Raw genomic sequence first — 19223 nt, forward strand, 5'->3', positions numbered from 1 at the left:
CAGATTACAAAAAAAACCCTGCAGCCACTCAGCTGCAGAGTTGTTAGTCCAAAGCAATCTCGGCTCCCGCCCTCTCCACGACGATCCGGTTGCGCCCGCTATTCTTCGCTTCGTACAGCGCCATATCCGCTCGATAGAAGAGCGATTCCACACTGATCTTGTCGTTGGTCCAGTTCCACTCGGAAACGCCGCAGGAAACCGTGACTCTCGGATCGGTCTCCTCCGCCACCCTTAAACGAATACGCTCAGCTACCTGCACTGCCTGTTGAATGCCGAGTCCAGGCAAATACACCGCCAATTCCTCGCCGCCCCAACGGGCAGGAATATCGCTGTGTCGAATGGTACTTTTCACAATGCTGCTGACCTGCTTCAGGATCTTGTCGCCTCTCTGATGGCCAAACGTATCGTTAACCAGCTTGAACTCATCGATATCCACAACAATCAGAGAACCGCAAAAATCTCGGTTTTGACATTCATGAATCATCTCATCAAGATAATGTCTTGCATACAGTTCAGTCAGCATATCCCGATTCGCCATTCGTCGCACCTCGGCATGCAAAAAGGCATTGCCGATTGCCAGACCGATATGGCTTGTAAGCGCTTGAAGCAGACGATAGCTGTCATATGAGAAATAATGCCGCTTCGCGTGTGTTAAGAGAACCACGCCCCGAACCTCGCCGTTAACCGTCAGCGGAGTTGCAATCATCGAGCTTGAATTCGTGCTGTCCATCAGTCTCGACTCCGCCGGACGTTCTTCATGATAATCCGACAGAATGAGCGGCTCCTTCGAATGATAGACCAGACCGCCCAGACCGTAATCCTTCTCAAAGACCTCCTTCGCCAGCCACTCGGCGTTGCAGGACACCACTTCAAGGCCGCCAAGCTCCTCGTTGTATATCAGAATGCAGCAATAATCCGCCTCTAGGATTTTGAGCAACTCATGGTTGGCAAATTGGAATATTTCCGCCAAATGCAAACTTTTGTTCAGGCGCTGCGTCAGCTCATTAATCATACGGAGCTCGTGGATCATCAGGTTGGACTGCTCGTACAGCTTGGCATTCTCAAACGCTGTACCCGCCGCATCGGCCATCATGCCGAGCAATTCCAAATCCATGTCCGGCAGTTCGGATTTGTCCACTTCCACGTGAAGCACGCCGTAAACTCCTTGCTTGCCCCCCATTGGAATCCCGATCTCCACTATAGGATGAGGAGGCTCATGTTCACGGATCGTCAAGGTGCCTTCCATAAATGTTCGGACGTAGACCTCCTCCTGCCAGTGATGGAGAAGCAAGGGACGCACCAGCGGATGCCCGCTTTCATGATCCTGGGACATAAACAATTCGACTTTCGCCCTAGGATACAGAGCCAGGACACTATCAATGGCCTCAATAAGCACGTTGTCCACATTAATCTGAACATGCATCCGCTTTACATACTGAAATAAAATGGAACGGCGATGAACTTCGCGCTCCGCCTGGGAATGAACTTTCTCCAGATCATCAGCAAATATGTATTCGAGCTGGCGATAGAAGCAGGAGCGAAACAACAAGGCATGACTCTCTGCCAGCATAAGCGACTGCTCCTGTTCCATGGCATCTGTAGAGACGCAGACCAGCACCCCAAACAAATCGCCATGAACACGGGTGAACAGCGGAACAGAGCATAGCACTCTCCCCTCAAACGACTCCTTACCCATACCTGCCGCGGCTTCTTTAGCAATCATAGTATGCGATAGCGTATCGTCTTCGCTCGCATAAAGGTATTCTCTTATTTCAGGTGCCCCTGTCAGCCAAGTCCCCTCATGAGAAAGAAGGGCCCAGCTGAATTTCTTCATCGCTTGTGTGCCTGCACTTTCTCTCTGCCACTCCATATAGCTGTCTGTTATGAGAGGCTGAAGGTAAGGGAAATCATGGGGTGTAATATCCAAGCCCTGAAGCCAAAGACAAGGCTCATTTCCCGGAATAGGCCCGGAATCATTGAACATGACCACAGAACCGGGAGAGCTTTCGTACACTTTCCGTTGTTCTTCTGACATATTGGGCGCTCCTTTGCACCATTATAAAAGGCCTATCCAAGACTGGCGTTCCGATTCATAATGTAAGGATCCATTAGTGCTGCCGCTTTAGATTGCGGTAACCCAGCTGTTCAACATGTTGGGGAGTATAATCACCGAAAACGTTCCGTTATGTAACTAGATAAATGCGACTACTTAATTCACTAATATCTTACTCTTTTCTACCCATTTTTGCATTAAAATTTATGCGTTTTTCACAATATTTTTAGGTCCATGGTCCTATCGACAAATTTAGACAAAAAACAAGAAATGGTAAGTTACAGGTTGAACTTGACTTTATATCATTACTTCATATAATATTTATTGTTGAGTAAGAATGCAATGCATTCGATGAATTTGGGCGGGTTGTGTCACCCTCACGTTATTTGTTACTGACAGGACAGCGGCTGAACTTTCCTGACAGATCTTCCGGAAATCACGGGTTAGAGTAAACAAATACGGCGCAAATAGAGCCCTAATGAAACTTTAATTAAAAAGGAGTCTATATAACATGGCACGTTACACCGGTCCTAAATTTAAATTAAGCCGTCGTCTGGGAATCTCCCTGAGCGGTACAGGTAAAGAATTGGCAAAACGCCCTTTCCCTCCAGGTCAGCATGGTCCTAACCAACGGAGAAAAGTAAGCAACTACGGTATGCAGCTTCAAGAAAAGCAAAAGCTGCGTCACATGTACGGCTTGGGCGAGAAGCAATTTAAAACCCTGTTTAACAAAGCAACTAGCATGAAAGGTATTGCTGGTGAGAACTTCATGTTCCTGCTTGAGAGCCGTCTGGACAACCTGGTTTACCGTCTTGGCTTCAGCAACAGCCGCGCAGGCGCTCGTCAATTGGTTGCTCACGGTCACGTGACTGTGAACGGCAAGAAAGTCGATATCGCTTCTTACGCTGTAAGCACAGGCGATGTTATCGGTCTTCGTGAAAGAAGCCGCAGCCTCTCTTCCATTAAGGAAGCTTTGGCTAACCGTGTACATCTTCCAGCTTACATCGAGTTTGATGAAGCTTCAATGGAAGGAAAGTACATCCGTCTTCCAGAGCGTTCCGAACTTTCCCAAGATATCGACGAGAAACAAATCGTCGAGTTCTACAACCGTTAAGATTAACGCAGAACTCAAAAAACCTGAAGGCTCCGGCCTTCAGGTTTTTTTATGCCTAGATACGGACTCTCTTGATTCATCCGATACCCAACAGAGTGTAAGACCGTCTTGTGTCTTTTCTCTCTGTGATCACGTACTTTACTGTGCCTTTGTTTTAAGAAAGCTTTAATCTGGCAAATTTACGTTTGCCCACCTGAATAATATCGCCATCTTGAGGAGTGATTTCACCATAGATGTCAGTCCATTTCTCTTCATTCCATTTTACAGCGCCCTGCTGGATTGACCGCCTGGCCTCAGCGTTCGAAGCCGCAAAGCCAAGTTGCGTGAGCAGCTTGATCAAACCAATCTTGCCGTTCTCCAGTGTCTCTTCGGCTACAACGAAATCCTCAATCTCTTCAGGCAGAGCATGCTGCTGGAAGACGGTTACAAAATGCTGCTGGGCAGCATCCGCTGCTTCCATTCCATGATACATACGTACCAAAGTGTGCGCCAGCCCCATTTTGGCATCCCGAGGATGTACACTTCCGTCCTGCAGCCCTGTCTCCAGCTTGTTCAAATCCTCGTTTCTTGCATCGGTAGCCAGCCTATAGTATTTCAGCATGAGCTCATCCGGAACGGACATGGTTTTGCCATAAATTTCGTTAGGTTCTTCATCGATTCCGATGTAATTGCCCAGGCTTTTACTCATCTTCTGCACGCCGTCAAGTCCTTCGATAATCGGCATTGTGATCGCAACCTGCGCCTCTGTGCCATACTCCTTCTGCAAAGTACGCCCCATTAGCAGGTTGAACTTTTGATCTGTACCGCCAAGCTCTACATCGGTCTTAAGCGCAACGGAATCCATCCCTTGCATCAGCGGGTAAAAAAACTCGTGAATACTGATCGGCAGCCCGTTTTGGTAACGTTTAGTGAAATCATCACGCTCCAGCATACGTGCAACGGTTACCTTTGCCGACAAACTGACAACTTCTGCAAAAGTCATCGGTGCGAGCCACTCGGAATTGTAGTATATCTTTGTTTTATCAGGATCCAGCACTTTGTAAATTTGTTTTTTGTACGTTTCCGCATGATGCTTCACTTCTTCTTCCGACAACTGCTTACGCGTTTCGGATTTACCGGTTGGATCCCCGATTCGGCCGGTAAAGTCGCCAATGATGAGCTGCACCTGATGACCAAGCTCCTGAAACTGGCGCAGTTTCTGCAGCACGACGGTATGGCCTACGTGAAGATCCGGCGCAGACGGGTCCATTCCCAGCTTCACACGCAGCGGCTCGCCGGTTACGACCGATAGCATCACCTTATATTTCATCTCATCTTCCGGAACGATCTCCACGGCCCCACGGGAGATGACCTCCATCTGACGCTCTACCTCCTGCCGCTGTACCATTGACAATAGTTCCCACTTCATGTTCCAGCACGCCTCCTCTCTATTATGAAACGCAAAAAAGCCCCTTCTCATCCCAAGGGACGAGAAGGAGCGCTCGCGTTACCACCCTAATTAAAACCCGTCTTCACACAAAACCTTCGCGCAAAAAAACGGATTTTCACTTCATTACCATAACGGAATTGTCATCCCGGAACCGGACTACACAGCAGCTGTGCACCAAATACGCAGCTCTTATTCCCCCGGACAGCTCTGGACGGTAATTCAAAGGGGTATCGTTATCGGTTTGCACCAGCCACCGACTCTCTGAAACGATAGGATCCGCCTTCTACTGGAGTCCTTCAACGCTTTTTTCGATATGAACTTTGCATTATTTGTAACATAGGCTTTGCGAAAAAGTCAAACTTCCTCAAAAAAGGACACGCTATACGTGTACACATGATTCAAAACCTTCGATTTATGCTATAATAGGTGCGTTAAAAGGAGGAGTATACATTCATGGTTGAGGAGAAAAAACAGGAGCCTGAGAAACAGAAAAAACCGCGCAAACGGTCCTTTCTGCGGGTTTTCGGATCCGTTATCGGATGGCTCTTTGTGGTAGGTCTGATGGGCGCTTTGTTCGCCGGAGGAGCCGTAGCCGGCTATGTAACCTCTATCGTTGAGAATGAGCCAGTAAGATCAAGAGCGCTCATCGAGAACACGATGAACGATAATGCCATAACCGGCTTCGCCTACTTCGCGGATGGCTCACCGATAGGACAGCTTAGAACCGAAGAAGACAGACGACCGGTGGAGTTCAAGGAGCTCCCCCAGCTTGTTAAAGATGCCGTCGTATCTATAGAAGACAACCGGTTTTATACACATAAGGGTGTTGACATAAAAGGTACAGCTCGCGCCGTAAAGGAACGTGTGCTGAATGAGCCGGTCCAAACCGGCGGCAGTACCTTGACACAGCAGCTCGCCAGGCTAACTTTCCTAAGTCGCGATAAAACCGACAACCGCAAGGTTAAGGAAATGCTGCTGGCCATGCGTATGGAACGTTTTTTAAGTAAAGATCAAATTCTAACAGCTTACTTGAACAAGGTTCCTTACGGTAACGGCTCAAGCGGATACCAGTTGTTCGGCATCAAGGCCGCCGCTCGAGGGATATTCAACATCAACAATTTGAATGACCTGAACGTTGCTCAAGCAGCATATTTGGCAGGTCTTCCGCAGCTTCCATCCTCCTACTCTGCCTTCAACGGCAAGGGAGAATTTGATGAGAAGGCATTCAACCGCGCGGTGAACCGCCAGCACCGGGTATTGGCGAGCATGCTCGAGGAAGGCAAGATAACCCAAGCTCAATATGAAGAGGCTAAAGCATTTGATATCAAACAATCACTTGCCCCTCGCACGCAGAAGGCTTATGTGACTTATCCTTATCTCATGATGGAAGTAGAACGCCAAGCATCGAATATTCTGATGAAACTGGGTCAGGAAGCGGATGAGAACGCAAAAGGCGCCCAAGGGAACTCAGAGCTTATGGATGCTTCCAGAACTCAGCTGAGTACTGGCGGTTACCGTGTTTACACAACGATTGACCGTACATTGTACAAAACGATGCGCACCATTGCGGAGGATGATAGCAACTATCTCCCTGACAGCGCGGAAAAAGGAATGGAACAGACCTCCGCCATGATGATTGACAACAAAACCGGCGCCATTCTCGGTATGATCGAGGGCAGGGATTTCAACACCGAACAAATGAACTATGCTACGCAAATGAAACGACAACCTGGATCTGCCATGAAACCTATTGCCGCCTATTTACCGGCACTGGATTCAGGGGCACTCCAGCCTGCGAGCGTAGTCGATGATTCACCCATCATATTAAAAGACTACAGCAAGGTGTACCACATCCCTAAAAACTCGTACACCGGGTACAGAGGATTGATGACAGCCAGGCAGGCACTCAACGATTCGACCAATACGGTGGCACTCAAACTGTTTAACAACACGGTCGGCATCGAAAAGGCTTGGGAGTTTTCCAAGAAGCTGGGCATCACTACCTTGGAGGAAGACGATTATAATGCTTCAACCGGTGTACTGGGGGGATTGCATTACGGAGTAACGGTAGAAGAACTTACCAATGCTTACAGCGCCATCGGTAACCAGGGTAAATTCACCGATGCATTCATGATTGAAAAAATCGTGGATTCCAAAGGAAAAATCGTCTACAAGCACGATGTAAAGCCGGAACAGGTATTCTCCGAGCAGACAGCGTATCTCATGACGGATATGCTTCGAACCGTTATTACGAACGGTACAGGCAGCAAGGTTAGAGACAATTACAAGAAATTTAATGAAGTTCCGGTTGTCGGTAAAACGGGCTCCACCCAGAATTACGGGGATGTCTGGTTTATGGGTTATTCGCCTGACATTACACTCGGAGTATGGGTCGGATACAAGGAGCAAAAAAATACTCTGGTTGGCGATCAGCGCAAGCACGCCCAGGCCATTTGGGCAAGAATCATGAACGAAGTGACAGACGTCAAGCCGGACCTGTTCCCTACCAAAACGTTCGAGAAACCGGAAGGCATTATCTCCAAAACAGTCTCCGCATACAGCGGTAAAATACCGACGGCATTAACGGACAAATTCGTAACGGATCTGTTCAATGCGAAGTTTGTACCTACTGAAAGCGATGACGGTGTCGCAAAGGCGAAATATATCACTTACCGGGGTGTAAATTACATTCCGCAGGAAGCAACGCCGCTTGATATGCTCAGGGAGCAAATCGTAATCAAGCGCGAGAAACCGCTTGATGAATTGATTGTTGAGCTGCAGAATGCCCTGAAAGTCATGAAAGGAGATAAGCGACCTCTAGAATCTTATCTTCCACAAGACGCAAAGAAAGGCATGCCAAGCAAGGTCGACCCAAGAACCGATGATGGCAAAGCCCCTACTCCACCGAAAAATGTACATTATTCGATGGGCAGCGGCTCGATAAGCTTTAATGCCAGCGGATCGCCTGACGTTGTCGGATACCGACTCTTTAAATCCATTAACGGCAGTCCGTATACGCATCAAGGTCAGGTTATCCTCGGCGACGAAAGCCTTGTCTTCTCAGGCCTTGGGGCTAACGGCATGTTTGCCACGTATTATGTTGTAGCCGTTGATGTAGCAGGGAAAACATCCGAGCCAAGTGCAATTGTGGGCGGTACCACACCAGGATTCCCTCTTCCAGGCGAAACTGGAACGAATCCTGATGATACCATCGACAATCCGGATGACGAGATCACGGAGGAAGATCCCAATATCGATCCTGGACTCGGGAATGAAGGTGCTTCAACCGTACCGACTGCACCGGGTCAGCCAACCCTGGTGGCTACTCCTGAGGGCTTCTCGGCCAGCTGGAGCGGCAATGCTCCAGAGGAAGAGGTAATGGTCTACAACATTTACATCAGTCCAAATAGCGACGGCAACTACCAAATTCTTGGCTCTAGCAAGAGTACCGAGTTCTACTATTCCTCTGGTGGTCCGATAGGCGGTACCTATAGAATTACTGCTGTGAATCCGATCGGTGAATCCCCGGCTTCACCGGCCGTATATTTTGAGAAGAAATAGTTGCGTTAAATAGAAAGCCAGTCCCTCTTACAGATTACCTGTTCGAGGGGCTGGCTTTTTTGTTAGAATCAGTTCATCGTATCATCTTTGAACACAGAACGCATATAACAGAAGTTACTACTTGCTGGATCAGGTTGACGGGCCTCTATAAGTTTATGCTTCCTTATCTCTTAAAAAGGCTGAGAACGAGCATGGTCGAAACCGTGCTCATTCCCAGCCCTGCATTGATTCTTAGCTTAATCTTCAATCGTGGACAGATCACCTGTAGGAAGATCCAGCTCCCACGCTTTCAGTACGCGGCGCATAATCTTACCGGAACGTGTCTTCGGAAGTTTATCCTTAAACTCAATTTCCCGAGGGGCTGCGTGAGCAGATAATCCTTCCTTCACAAAACGGTAAATTTCATCTTTTAGCTCCTGAGAAGGAGTATATCCTTCACGCAAGGAGATAAAGGCCTTGATGATCTCGCCTCTGGTAACGTCAGGCTTACCGATAACGCCTGCTTCGGCAACAGCCGGATGCTCAACCAGTTTGCTCTCTACCTCGAACGGTCCAATCCGCTCGCCTGACGAATTGATAACATCGTCGATTCTGCCCTGGAACCAGAAGTATCCTTCTTCATCCATATACGCCGAGTCACCTGAAATGTACCAGCCTGGAATTCGGAAATATTCCTCATACTTCGCTTCGTTATTCCAGATTCCTCTCATCATGGACGGCCATGGAGTCTTAATTGCCAGATTCCCCATCGTGTACGGAGCTACTTCTCGTCCTTGATCATCCAGGATCGCGGCCGTAATGCCTGGCAGCGGGCGTCCCATGGATCCTGGCTTGATTGCCATGCCCGGATAGTTACAGATCAGCTGACCGCCAGTTTCTGTCATCCACCACGTATCATGAATACGCTGGTGATAAGCCTTGTGACCCCAACGGACAACCTCGGGGTTAAGCGGCTCGCCGACGGACAACACGTGGCGCACATTGCTCAAATCATACTGGTCGATAAGCTCCGAGCCTGCACCCATCAACATGCGGAATGCAGTCGGGGCGCTGTACCATACCGTCACTTTATTGTTTACCAGCGTGCTGTACCAATCCTGCGGACTGAAACGGCCACCACGGACAACATTCGTAACCCCGTTCAACCAAGGCGCAAAAATACCGTACGAAGTACCCGTTACCCAGCCCGGATCCGCCGTGCACCAATATATATCATCTTCCCTTAAGTCCAAAACAACCTTGCCGGTATAATAATGCTGAATCATCGCATTCTGCACATGATACACGCCCTTCGGTTTCCCGGTAGAGCCTGATGTATAGTGCATGATCAATCCATCTTCCCGCTCAAGCCATTCAAGCTCCAGATCACTGGATGCAGCTTCTACTTCTTCGAAGTAACTTACTAGCCGCGGATCCTCTTCCTCCAGTTCACCAACAACAAAAATATGCTTCAGCTCGGGCAACTCGTCTCGCTTTACACGCGACAACAATGCAGGCGTAGTGATCAGCGCAACAGCTCCGCTGTCCTCCAAACGGTCCTTCACCGCCGTCTCCATGAATGCTTCAAACAGGGGTCCAACCACAGCGCCGACTTTCAAAATCCCCAACAGTCCTGCATAGAGTTCGGGACCACGCGGCATAAAGATAAAGACCCGATCTCCTTTGCCGACACCATACTTGCGCAGCACGTTGCCGAATTTGTCGGATTGCTCTTTCAATTGTGCATAAGTAAGAGATTCCTCGCGTGAAGCATCGCTATACAAGAGAGCAACTTTGTCTCCTCGTCCCTCCGCTACATGCCGGTCAATAGCCTCATACGCCATATTCACTTTACCCGACTCATACCAAGTAAAATGTCTCTCGATTTCGTCCCATGAAAACTCGGAGCGTGCCTGCTCGTAACTCTTCATATTGGAATGTGAAACTTCACTTGGCAATATTTCGCTATGCGTTTGATTCATGATAACATCCTCCTCATTCTCATATCGTCTCCTCATAGTGGACAGCGCTTACAAAATGATTGAATGAAACATACGATTTACACATTGCGGTGGGCCGTCATGTTGTCACAGTCATCGAGTAATGAAGCCCTGGATTTCGCAAGGAAACATATCGTTAAGTACGATATAATTGTGAAGGTTTTATGTCGAAAAGATTATATCATAGCTGTTGTTTGCCTGTCATTGCTTTTCATTTTTTTATTTTTTTGCTATAAGTAGGGTATGGAATTGAAAGGAGCGTAACGGATGGAACACTGCAAGGTATACCAGTCTCATGTTTTGTTCCCTGAAGACCGCCGCCTGATCATCGAAGGCCCTGTACCCCCCGAGCAACTATCCGAACTAACCATGCACCCTGATCTCAAGGCTTTTCGTCGTCCTGGTGAGCAGCATGAAGCTTTGGTGGAAATTGCAGGCCTGCCCGAAGGCAGAATTATCATCACGAGAGACCGCAACATGATCGTAGGATATGTAACTTTTCATTACCCGGATGAGCAGGAACGCTGGTCTGAGGGCAATATGAAAGATTTAATTGAGCTGGGTGCTATTGAAGTAGCGAACGACTACCGTTCGCTGGGACTTGGGCAGCAGATGATTAAGACTGCCTTTCAAGAAGGACAGATGGAGCAGTACATCGTCTTCACCACAGAATATTACTGGCATTGGGACCTCAAGGGAAGCGGCCTTAACGTATGGGATTACCGCAAAATGATGGAGCGATTAATGAAAGTGGTCGATATGGAATGGTATGCTACCGATGATCCGGAGATTTGTTCCCACCCGGCCAACTGTCTGATGGTCAAAATCGGGCGACATGTGCCGCTATCATCGCAAGAGCAATTCGACCGCATCCGGTTCAGACAGCGATTCATGTATTAATCGATAGAATATAAACAAACTCCCCGGATTCCCCGGGGAGTTTGTTTATATTGTCCTGCACTACGCTACGATATGCAAGACTATGATAGGTTTCGCTTTATACTATTTCGTTGCTAGAGTCTGCCCAGCATATAATTCACGATTTCGTGAGAGCGCCTGGAAGCTTTCACTGTAAATTCGGGGAAATTGACATGCGCCGAACCGTCTGCCTTGTCCGACATGGATCTGATCACGACATAAGGCACGCGGTTCATATAGCATACCTGCGCAACGGCAGAGCCCTCCATTTCCGCGCAAGCTCCGTTTAGATCCTCGTAGAGAGTCTGGACGGTTTCACGGCTGGCAATGAACTGGTCACCGGACAGTACCTTACCGATCACATAGTGATCAACAGACAACTCTTTGCAAGCTTCTTCTGCGAGCTCGATCAAGGATTGATCCGCAGGAAAATCAGATACCTCCTGATAAGGAATCATGCCACGGGCAAATCCTAACGGGGTCACATCCATATCATGCTGCATACATGAAGAGGAAATGACAATATCGCCGATATTCAGATCCGGATGCAGCGCACCTGCAACACCCGTAAACAATATTTTCGAAACGCCAAAGGAGTCAATCAAAATTTGCGTGGTGACAGCAGCATTAACCTTGCCCACCCCGCTCTTGCAAACCACAACCTGTTTGCCGTGAAGCATCCCCGAAGCATAAGTAACCCCTGCTTTAACCGTCGTCACTTTATTCTCCAATTGACCAAGCAGCAGCTCCACTTCTTCGTCCATGGCCCCAATGAGGCCGATTACCTGTGTTGTCATACTTCGTCCCTCCTGTTCAAAAGCGCATAAAGATTTCCACCAGAAAAAAGCCCCTTAAAACCAGGAGCTTTCTTCAGATTAATTCGGTGTTAATTTTAAAGCTTTGGTACTCTTTTTCTTACTCGTTCACATGGCTAACCGACAGACGAAGAATCGTTTCATGCGGCAGAATCACGCGAGGATTCTCCACGTTCTCTTTCTTCATCAGCTTGGTAAGCAGACGCATCGCCACTGCACCAAGATCATACATCGGTTGAGCTACGGTTGTCAGCTGCGGACGAACCATCGAAGCCATCCGGATATTATCTACACTGATAATCGAGAAATCATCCGGTACCTTATAACCTTCATCCTGAATGCTGTGAATGGCACCAATCGCCATCTCATCGGTAGCGGCAAAAATCGCTGTTGGTTTCTTCTTGAGTCCCAGGAAGTATTTCATAGCTTCAACACCGGACTCATAGCGGTAGTTCCCGATCCGCACCAGATCCTCTTGATATTCGATGCCTGCAGCCTCAAGCGCCTTTTTGTAGCCTTGAAAACGGGCATAACCGTTAGCCGGATCCTGCAATGTACCGCTGATCATAGCGATCTCGCGATGTCCATGCCGAACCAATGTGCTAACCGCATCAAATGCCGCCTGCTCATGATCAATATCGACTGAAGGATACGAACCTCTCTCATCGCTTGTCGCACACAGAACAATCGGCACAGCCGATGTCTGGAATGCCTGGATGTGCTCGTCCGTCACAGTCCCGCCCATAAACAGCAGGCCATCCACTTGCTTCTCCAGCAATGTGTTGATAACGCGGATTTCTTTTTCCTTCCGCTTGTCGGCATTACACAAAATTATATTATAGTGGTACATGTTAGCAATATCCTCAATACCACGGGCAATTTCCGCAAATATCGAGTTCGAAATGTCCGGGATCACAACGCCGACGGTTGTGGTCTTCTTGCTGGCCAGACCTCTGGCTACCGCATTCGGACGATACCCTAAACGTTCAATCGCTTCGTATACTTTTTTCCGGGTCTGAGGCTTAACGTTCGGGTTATTGTTTACAACCCGGGATACCGTCGCCATGGAAACGCCTGCTTCGCGCGCAACATCGTAAATGGTTACCGTCAAATTCCTTCTCTCCATTGCCAATAGATTTTCATTCGTTCAATACCAATTGAATTTATGATACGACAAATTACTGCTTTGTGCAACGACACGGCACTAGATGCCGTCCAATTGAGTTTTCAGCGCTTCAGCCGTAATATGAAAATGGGATGTATGCCAGACTGGCGCTCCTTCTTTTACAAGAATAACTTGTGGCGATTCGTGTACAGTGCTCAGAGTTTCCGCAGCCTGAGTCGATATCGGTCGGTCAGCAATGACGTCGATCCATACATAGTCAATCTGCTCGTTCGGCCGGTCCTGGAGGTAAGCCTGGACTTCCTTATAAGCTTTGGCACTTATTGGGCATCTGGTACTATGTTTGAACAACAGCAAGGGCTTCTGTTCCGAAGATTCAAGCGTGTTGCGTAACTCCTCGATAGTAGTCATTTTCGTCAACGTCGCCATAGGATATACATCCCCTTCATTGTATTGAAGTTCCTATCCTCTATCCTAACAAAAAGTGCGTGAAAAATCCAACAACCGCGAAAATTTTCTGAAAATTATCTTGAATAATGACCGGAGTTTTCAGGAATGAGGGATTTTATGGCGCTTAACTGCTCAAGTCGCCCCTCCATTTGTCTCATCCAGTCATCATCGCCCATGTTCTGGGCATACCGAAACAGATCCAACAGCATGTTAATTCGGTCATCAAAAGCTTCCATGCAGCGTGACTGCAATTCTACCATAGAATCATCAACGTATGTACGGAACACTTCTCGTAGAACATAGGCTGACTCATTGACATCTGCAAACGAGACGCTTATTCGCCTGCTCTCATTGCTAATCGATGCGAGATAGCGAAGTAAATCCGGTTTAATAAGAGGTAGAAGCTCATACTTCTTGCAAGCCTGACAGGCATAAACAGGAACATGACATATTCGAGTTTTTCTTTCATGAATCAGCTTTCTTAGTTCCAACTTCATAAATTGTCCGCAGTTGCAGGTTTTGAACAAATTGCCCACCCCAAATCCTATCGCGTAATCTAAAACCAAAAGTCCCTTGACACAAATCTGTCACCTAAACTAGTTCTATTCGACTATCATACCAAAGAATCCTGCTAATTTGTGATAATGCTTTATTTACCAGATATGTTTCCAAATGTTCATTTCCGGGTCATTCCTATGAAACGCCCCTCTATCTTTGTTACAATATATACAGACTCAAGAGATGTAATCAGTCGTAATACGGATAGATCAAAACATTCGCGGAGAAAGGAGTCTCTTATAACATGAGACTGACAGGAAAAAAAGTTATAGCGCTTGTAGACGAGGAATTTGAGGATCTGGAATTGTGGTACCCCGTATACCGGGTCCGTGAAGAGGGGGCGGAGGTCCATCTTGCCGGGCTTGAAAAAGGAAAAACATACACCGGCAAATATGGTGTTCCGGCTCAGGCCGAGTATGCATTCGAAGAGCTGAACAGCAAGGACTATGACGGGATTCTCGTCCCAGGCGGCTGGGCGCCGGACAAACTGCGCCGTTATGATAAAGTGCTCCAGTTGGTCAAAGAAATGAACGAAGACAAAAAGCCGATCGGACAAATCTGCCATGCTGGATGGGTGCTGATCTCCGCCAAAATTCTGGATGGCGTCACGGTGACCTCCACGCCCGGGATTCGGGACGATATGGAGAATGCCGGCTCCATCTGGGTGGATGAGGCAGTTGTGACCGACGGCCACATTATTTCGGCGCGCCGCCCACCGGACCTGCCGCCATACGGCAAAGCTTTTTGCGATGCTCTGGCACAGCGTGACTAGATTCCCCTTAACCTAACGATGCACAAACAGCCTCTGCATTCACTGGACCGTGAATGCAGAGGCTGTTTTGGCGTAAATATAGCTTGTCCTCCCAGAAAAGAAAACCTGAAATAAAAATTTCAACCCTTATTATGAACCTTCAAGAGGCCGTGCTGTCCGTACCGTTGGTGCCGTTCAAATAACTGCTGCGTTCCGCAAAGGCGCTGAGACGTTCTTCAACAGCGGAGCTGGTGCGCAATTTGAAGCAAGCTGCTGCCTCTCCCTTCGCTTCAGCCGCATTGGTATTCAATATACGATGCTTCACGCGAAGCAGGGATTGCGGAGACATGCTTAAATCCTGAACGCCAAGCTCAAGCCACAGCGGAATTGCTCTCTCATCCCCGGCCAATTCTCCGCACACACTAACCGGAATGCCAGCCTCGTGTGCCGCCTCTACCGTCGTCCGAAGCATGCGCAAGACCGCAGGATGAAACGGATGGTACATATGCGCGATCTGTTCATTCATCCGGTCCACCGCCAGCACATACTGAACGAGGTCGTTGGTGCCGATGCTGAAGAAATCCGTTTCTTCCGCCAGCAAATCCGAGATGGTGACAGCTGCCGGTACCTCAATCATGATCCCGACCTTAATGTCAGGATTGTATGCAATGCCACGACGGTCCAAATCGGCCATCGCACGCCGAAGCACGACATTAGCCTGCTTGACTTCCTCAACCGAGGATATCATCGGGTACATGATTTTGACGTTGCCATAAGCGCTCGCCTGCAAAATAGCTGACAGCTGCGTCTGAAACAGCTCCGTCCGATCCAAGCTGATACGTATCGCGCGGTAACCGAGGAATGGATTTTCTTCTTCCGGCAGCGCGAAGTAATCCAGCTGTTTATCACCGCCGATATCCAGCGTACGTATCACGACCGAGGCTTTACCAGCGTTCTCGGCCACCAGCTTATACACTTCAAACTGCTCTTCCTCGGTCGGGAAATTGTGACGATCCATATATAAAAATTCAGTCCGGAACAGTCCGACTCCCTTAGCCCCGTTCTTCAGCGCAATATCGAGCTCCTTGACGGAGTTCATATTCGCGGCCAGATTGAAATACGTGCCATCCTTCGTCACCGCGTCAACGGTTGCTAGGAGCTGCAGCTGCTCTTTCTTTTTCCGCTGCTGATCGCGTATTCCTTCATAACGTTCCACAATCAGGGTGTCCGGCTCCAAATACAGCAGGCCCTCGTCCCCATCCACAACCAAATGCTCCCCGGTCTGGATCGGCTTCTCCAGCTTGTTCTCAATGCCTGATACAAGCGGTATGCCAAGCGCACGAGCCATAATTGCCGAGTGAGAGGTCTTGCCACCTGTCATCGTTACTATACCAAGAACGTGGGAAGGGTTAAGATGCACCAGCTGTGACGGAGAAAGCTCCTTCGCCACCAGGATGTAGGGCTGGGTATCGGCCGGAAGCTTGACTTCGGGAGCACCGAGAAGATGCTTGAGCAGCCGGTTGCCAACATCCTTAATATCGAGCGCCCGCTCCTTCATATATTCGTCATCCAGCAGATCGAACATGGATACGAAATGATCAATCGCCTCTTTGACCGCCACCTCGGCCGCCTTGTACTGGCGTTCGATGATCCCTTGAATTTCATTCATAAATACAGGATCCTCCAGTATGGCCAGATGCGCATCAAAGATCTGCGATTCTTCGTGCCCCACCATTTCCTTGAACTCGTTCTTGATATATTCAATTTCATTCTTGGAGGTTCGTATGCCTTCATATAAGCGCTCGAACTCTTTGGCTAAATCGACAGCGTCCATTTCGGAATCGGGAAGATCCAGCTCCCAATGCGGCAGTACGAAAGCCTTACCGATCGCTACGCCTGTTGCTGCGCCAATGCCTTGTATCATGATTCTCTACCCCCAGCATTACTCTCATTTAAAACGACGGACATGACAGATGACTGTCCTCTCTTAACGGACTTGAATGGAGCATAGCTCCAAGATCTTACTTTATCGGGATTGGTGATGACCATTGGCGTGGCCAGTGATGCGGCATGTGTCTTTAGATAAGCCAGATCAAATTTGACCAACAGCTGCCCCGGTTCAACGGTATCCCCTTCCCCAACTACAGCCGTAAACGGCCCCTTCAGCTGGGAAGTATCGATGCCAATATGAATCAGCACCTCAAGCCCCTCAGGTGTTGATATCCCGATCGCGTGCATCGTCGGGTAGACATGCATCACGGTACCGTAGACCGGGGATACAAGCTCCCCTTTTTCCGGTATAAAAGCAACACCGTTGCCGACAAGCTTGGCGGCAAATATGTCATCGGGCACCTCGTCAATCGGAAGCATGCGCCCCTGTACAGGTGCACTGAACAGAACGCGCGGCAAATCCTGCTGCATCAGCTTGTTGATTTCCTCGCGGATGAGCTCGGAATAGGTCCCGAACACCACTTGCACATTCCCTCCGCCCAGCTTAATGATGCCAGCTGAACCCAGCAGTTTAAGTGCATCGGAATCAATCTGGCGATCGTTGTATACGGTCAATCTCAGACGCGTCATGCAGGACTGGACCTGAACGATATTGTCTTTGCCGCCAAGCGCCTCCAGTATGAGCGGTGCCTGGTATGGGATATCTCCCGCCCGGCCTTCCAGCGCCGAGCCTTCCTCGCGCCCTGGTGTCGGGATCTCGAAGGTACGTATCGCCCATCGGAACAGAAAATAATAGACAAGACCGTACACGATCCCGATCGGTATGATCATCCAGGCGTTCTGAGACAAGTGAAAATTCAGCACATAATCGATAAATCCGGCCGAGTACGAAAACCCGTGATGGATATCAAATGAATAGGTAAGCACCATGGCGAATCCGGCCATCAGGGCGTGGAGCACATACAGATAAGGAGACGCAAATAAGAATGCAAATTCGATCTGCTCCGAGACCCCGGTTAAAAAACAGACAAGCGCGGACCGCATAAACGTTTTTTTCACTTTCGGCTTCAGATCTTCACGCGCTTCTTGAATGATAGCAAACGCAATCGCCGGCAGGGCAAACATCATGATCGGGAAGAGCCCAGCCATGAAGTCCCCCGCAGTCGGATCACCTGCAAAAAATCGAGGCAGATCCCCCTGAACGATGGTACCGTCTTCTGTCTCATAGGAGCCCAGCTGAAACCAGTACACATTGTTCAGCAGGTGATGCAGGCCGAACGCTGTCAGTACCCGGTACAAAATACCGTAAAGAAACAAACCGAAAGCGCCCATATGTACGGTAAGCTCATAGAACGCATCAAAACCTCGCTGTACAATCGGTGCCATCCCCAGCATGATCCATGCAAATATGGTGGAGAACAGTCCCATGAACAACAGGACAAACCGGGAGCCTCCAAAAAACTGTATGGCTTCGGGAAGTTTGATATGTTTGAACCGGTTATAAACGTAACCGGACATGACTCCAAAAATAATACCGATCAAGGTTGAGGGCTGCACACTCCCGTCACCCAGACGGGATATAACCTGATCATAAATGAACATACCGGCGAGAGCCGCAAGCCCTGCAGGACCTCCCTGATTCGAGAGCCCCCACGCGACACCGATGGCAAATAAATACGGCATATAATAAAACACACCGTGTCCGGCTGCCTGGGTAATTTCCCCCAAGGTTCCGAAGCCCCACGCCGACCATGGCAGACTCCCCACGCTAAGCAGGAGAGCTGCAGCCGGAAGCGCCATTGTAGGGAGCATGACTGCTCTGCCCAGCTGCTGTAATGATCCCAACCAATTCAAGGCGAGCCCTCCTTTCTATCCTTGATGGTAAGCGTTAAGCCTGTTTTTGTCAAAAAGAAATAAGGGCCATGTCACACAGAAAAGCAAGTCCTACAAGCAGGAACAACGGCAGGTTCAGACCGTGTCCAGTCTGCTACCGGCTGCTTCAACGTAAGACTTGCTTTACTAACTCGCGATACCCTGATTACAGATTCCTGTTAACGCCCGCCGAGTGCAATAGAGTCCTCCACCTTAATGCACCGGTCCATGATCGCGATCATACCGCTGCTCTCGGCGATGGCCGCAGCCTCTTCACTGATAATGCCCTGCTGCAGCCAGAGCACCTTGGCGCCGATCTCGGCAGCTTCCCGTGCGACCTCCGCGCAATATTCGCTGCGTCTGAACACATTGACGATATGGACGGGCTCCGGTATGTCCTTCAGAGACGGATAACTCTTCTCCCCCAGAATTTCAGCTGCACCAGGATTAACCGGGATGATGCGGTATCCGCGCATCTGCATTGCAGCGGATACCATATGGGATGTACGATCCGGCCGGTCAGACAGACCTACAACAGCGATATTGCCTGCATTACGCAAAATATCCGCGATTTCTTCACGTGTCGGATTTTCAAACGCCATGGTTTATGACCACCTTTCCATTCCCTTGATATGCGTAGCGGAGTTCCC

Annotated in this window: 14 protein-coding genes and 1 other annotated feature; of the genes, 4 read left to right on the plus strand and 10 right to left on the minus strand. The window is 49.0% G+C overall.

Annotated features, from left to right (window positions below; genetic code table 11):
- Nucleotides 1–43: 43 nt before the first annotated feature.
- Complete coding sequence (locus tag M2277_RS16620; protein ID WP_036636546.1) at nt 44–2035, minus strand: sensor domain-containing diguanylate cyclase; 1992 nt, start codon at nt 2033–2035, stop codon at nt 44–46.
- A gap of 529 nt (nt 2036–2564) precedes the next feature.
- On the opposite strand from M2277_RS16620, the gene rpsD reads away from it, so the two are divergent.
- Nucleotides 2565–3167, plus strand: coding sequence for a 30S ribosomal protein S4 (gene rpsD / locus M2277_RS16625; protein WP_063479023.1), 603 nt, complete (start codon nt 2565–2567; stop codon nt 3165–3167).
- A gap of 154 nt (nt 3168–3321) precedes the next feature.
- Here the strand turns inward: rpsD and tyrS are convergent, their stop codons facing one another.
- A complete protein-coding gene (gene tyrS, locus M2277_RS16630; protein ID WP_280755211.1) occupies nt 3322–4575 on the minus strand; it encodes a tyrosine--tRNA ligase in 1254 nt (417 codons plus the stop codon).
- Nucleotides 4576–4627: 52 nt separating this feature from the next.
- Nucleotides 4628–4905: a binding site (T-box leader), on the minus strand.
- A 144-nt stretch (nt 4906–5049) separates the two neighbouring features.
- On the opposite strand from tyrS, the gene M2277_RS16635 reads away from it, so the two are divergent.
- The gene (locus tag M2277_RS16635; RefSeq protein WP_280755212.1) at nt 5050–8157 is read left to right on the plus strand and encodes a penicillin-binding protein 1A; all 3108 of its coding nucleotides are present in this window, start codon (nt 5050–5052) and stop codon (nt 8155–8157) included.
- A 236-nt stretch (nt 8158–8393) separates the two neighbouring features.
- Here the strand turns inward: M2277_RS16635 and acsA are convergent, their stop codons facing one another.
- Nucleotides 8394–10118: an acetate--CoA ligase gene (acsA, locus tag M2277_RS16640; protein WP_036636544.1), complete on the minus strand. Its 1725-nt coding sequence runs from the start codon at nt 10116–10118 to the stop codon at nt 8394–8396.
- Between the two features lie 285 nt (nt 10119–10403).
- Between acsA and M2277_RS16645 the strand changes: the two genes are divergently transcribed.
- Nucleotides 10404–11036, plus strand: coding sequence for a GNAT family N-acetyltransferase (locus M2277_RS16645; RefSeq protein ID WP_006209193.1), 633 nt, complete (start codon nt 10404–10406; stop codon nt 11034–11036).
- A gap of 113 nt (nt 11037–11149) precedes the next feature.
- Here the strand turns inward: M2277_RS16645 and M2277_RS16650 are convergent, their stop codons facing one another.
- The 4 genes from M2277_RS16650 to M2277_RS16665 all read right to left on the minus strand — a co-directional run bounded on the left by M2277_RS16650 (nt 11150) and on the right by M2277_RS16665 (nt 13939).
- Nucleotides 11150–11851 (minus strand): 5'-methylthioadenosine/adenosylhomocysteine nucleosidase, encoded by a 702-nt coding sequence (locus M2277_RS16650; RefSeq protein ID WP_148247738.1) that lies wholly within the window; start codon nt 11849–11851, stop codon nt 11150–11152.
- A gap of 118 nt (nt 11852–11969) precedes the next feature.
- Entirely contained in the window at nt 11970–12980 is a 1011-nt protein-coding gene (gene ccpA / locus M2277_RS16655) for a catabolite control protein A (protein ID WP_006209191.1), read from the minus strand.
- 93 nt (nt 12981–13073) lie between these two features.
- Nucleotides 13074–13421, minus strand: coding sequence for a bacillithiol system redox-active protein YtxJ (gene ytxJ / locus M2277_RS16660; protein WP_063479020.1), 348 nt, complete (start codon nt 13419–13421; stop codon nt 13074–13076).
- Between the two features lie 95 nt (nt 13422–13516).
- On the minus strand, nt 13517–13939 hold the full coding sequence (locus M2277_RS16665; protein WP_228029924.1) for a hypothetical protein: 423 nt from the start codon (nt 13937–13939) through the stop codon (nt 13517–13519).
- A 305-nt stretch (nt 13940–14244) separates the two neighbouring features.
- Between M2277_RS16665 and M2277_RS16670 the strand changes: the two genes are divergently transcribed.
- Entirely contained in the window at nt 14245–14772 is a 528-nt protein-coding gene (locus M2277_RS16670) for a type 1 glutamine amidotransferase domain-containing protein (RefSeq protein ID WP_006209188.1), read from the plus strand.
- A gap of 139 nt (nt 14773–14911) precedes the next feature.
- Here M2277_RS16670 and ptsP read toward each other — a convergent pair whose 3' ends face one another.
- From ptsP to M2277_RS16685, 3 genes are all read right to left on the minus strand, one after another.
- A complete protein-coding gene (gene ptsP, locus M2277_RS16675) occupies nt 14912–16675 on the minus strand; it encodes a phosphoenolpyruvate--protein phosphotransferase (RefSeq protein WP_006209187.1) in 1764 nt (587 codons plus the stop codon).
- Nucleotides 16672–18555, minus strand: coding sequence for a glucose PTS transporter subunit IIA (locus M2277_RS16680; protein WP_076152087.1), 1884 nt, complete (start codon nt 18553–18555; stop codon nt 16672–16674). The genes ptsP and M2277_RS16680 overlap by 4 nt, the downstream gene beginning before the upstream one ends.
- Nucleotides 18556–18752: 197 nt before the next feature.
- Nucleotides 18753–19175: a CoA-binding protein gene (locus M2277_RS16685; protein WP_006209185.1), complete on the minus strand. Its 423-nt coding sequence runs from the start codon at nt 19173–19175 to the stop codon at nt 18753–18755.
- Nucleotides 19176–19223 lie beyond the last annotated feature (48 nt).

It is taken from the genome of Paenibacillus sp. LBL, from assembly GCF_029893715.1.
In the GTDB taxonomy this organism is placed as follows: domain Bacteria; phylum Bacillota; class Bacilli; order Paenibacillales; family Paenibacillaceae; genus Paenibacillus_AQ; species Paenibacillus_AQ glucanolyticus.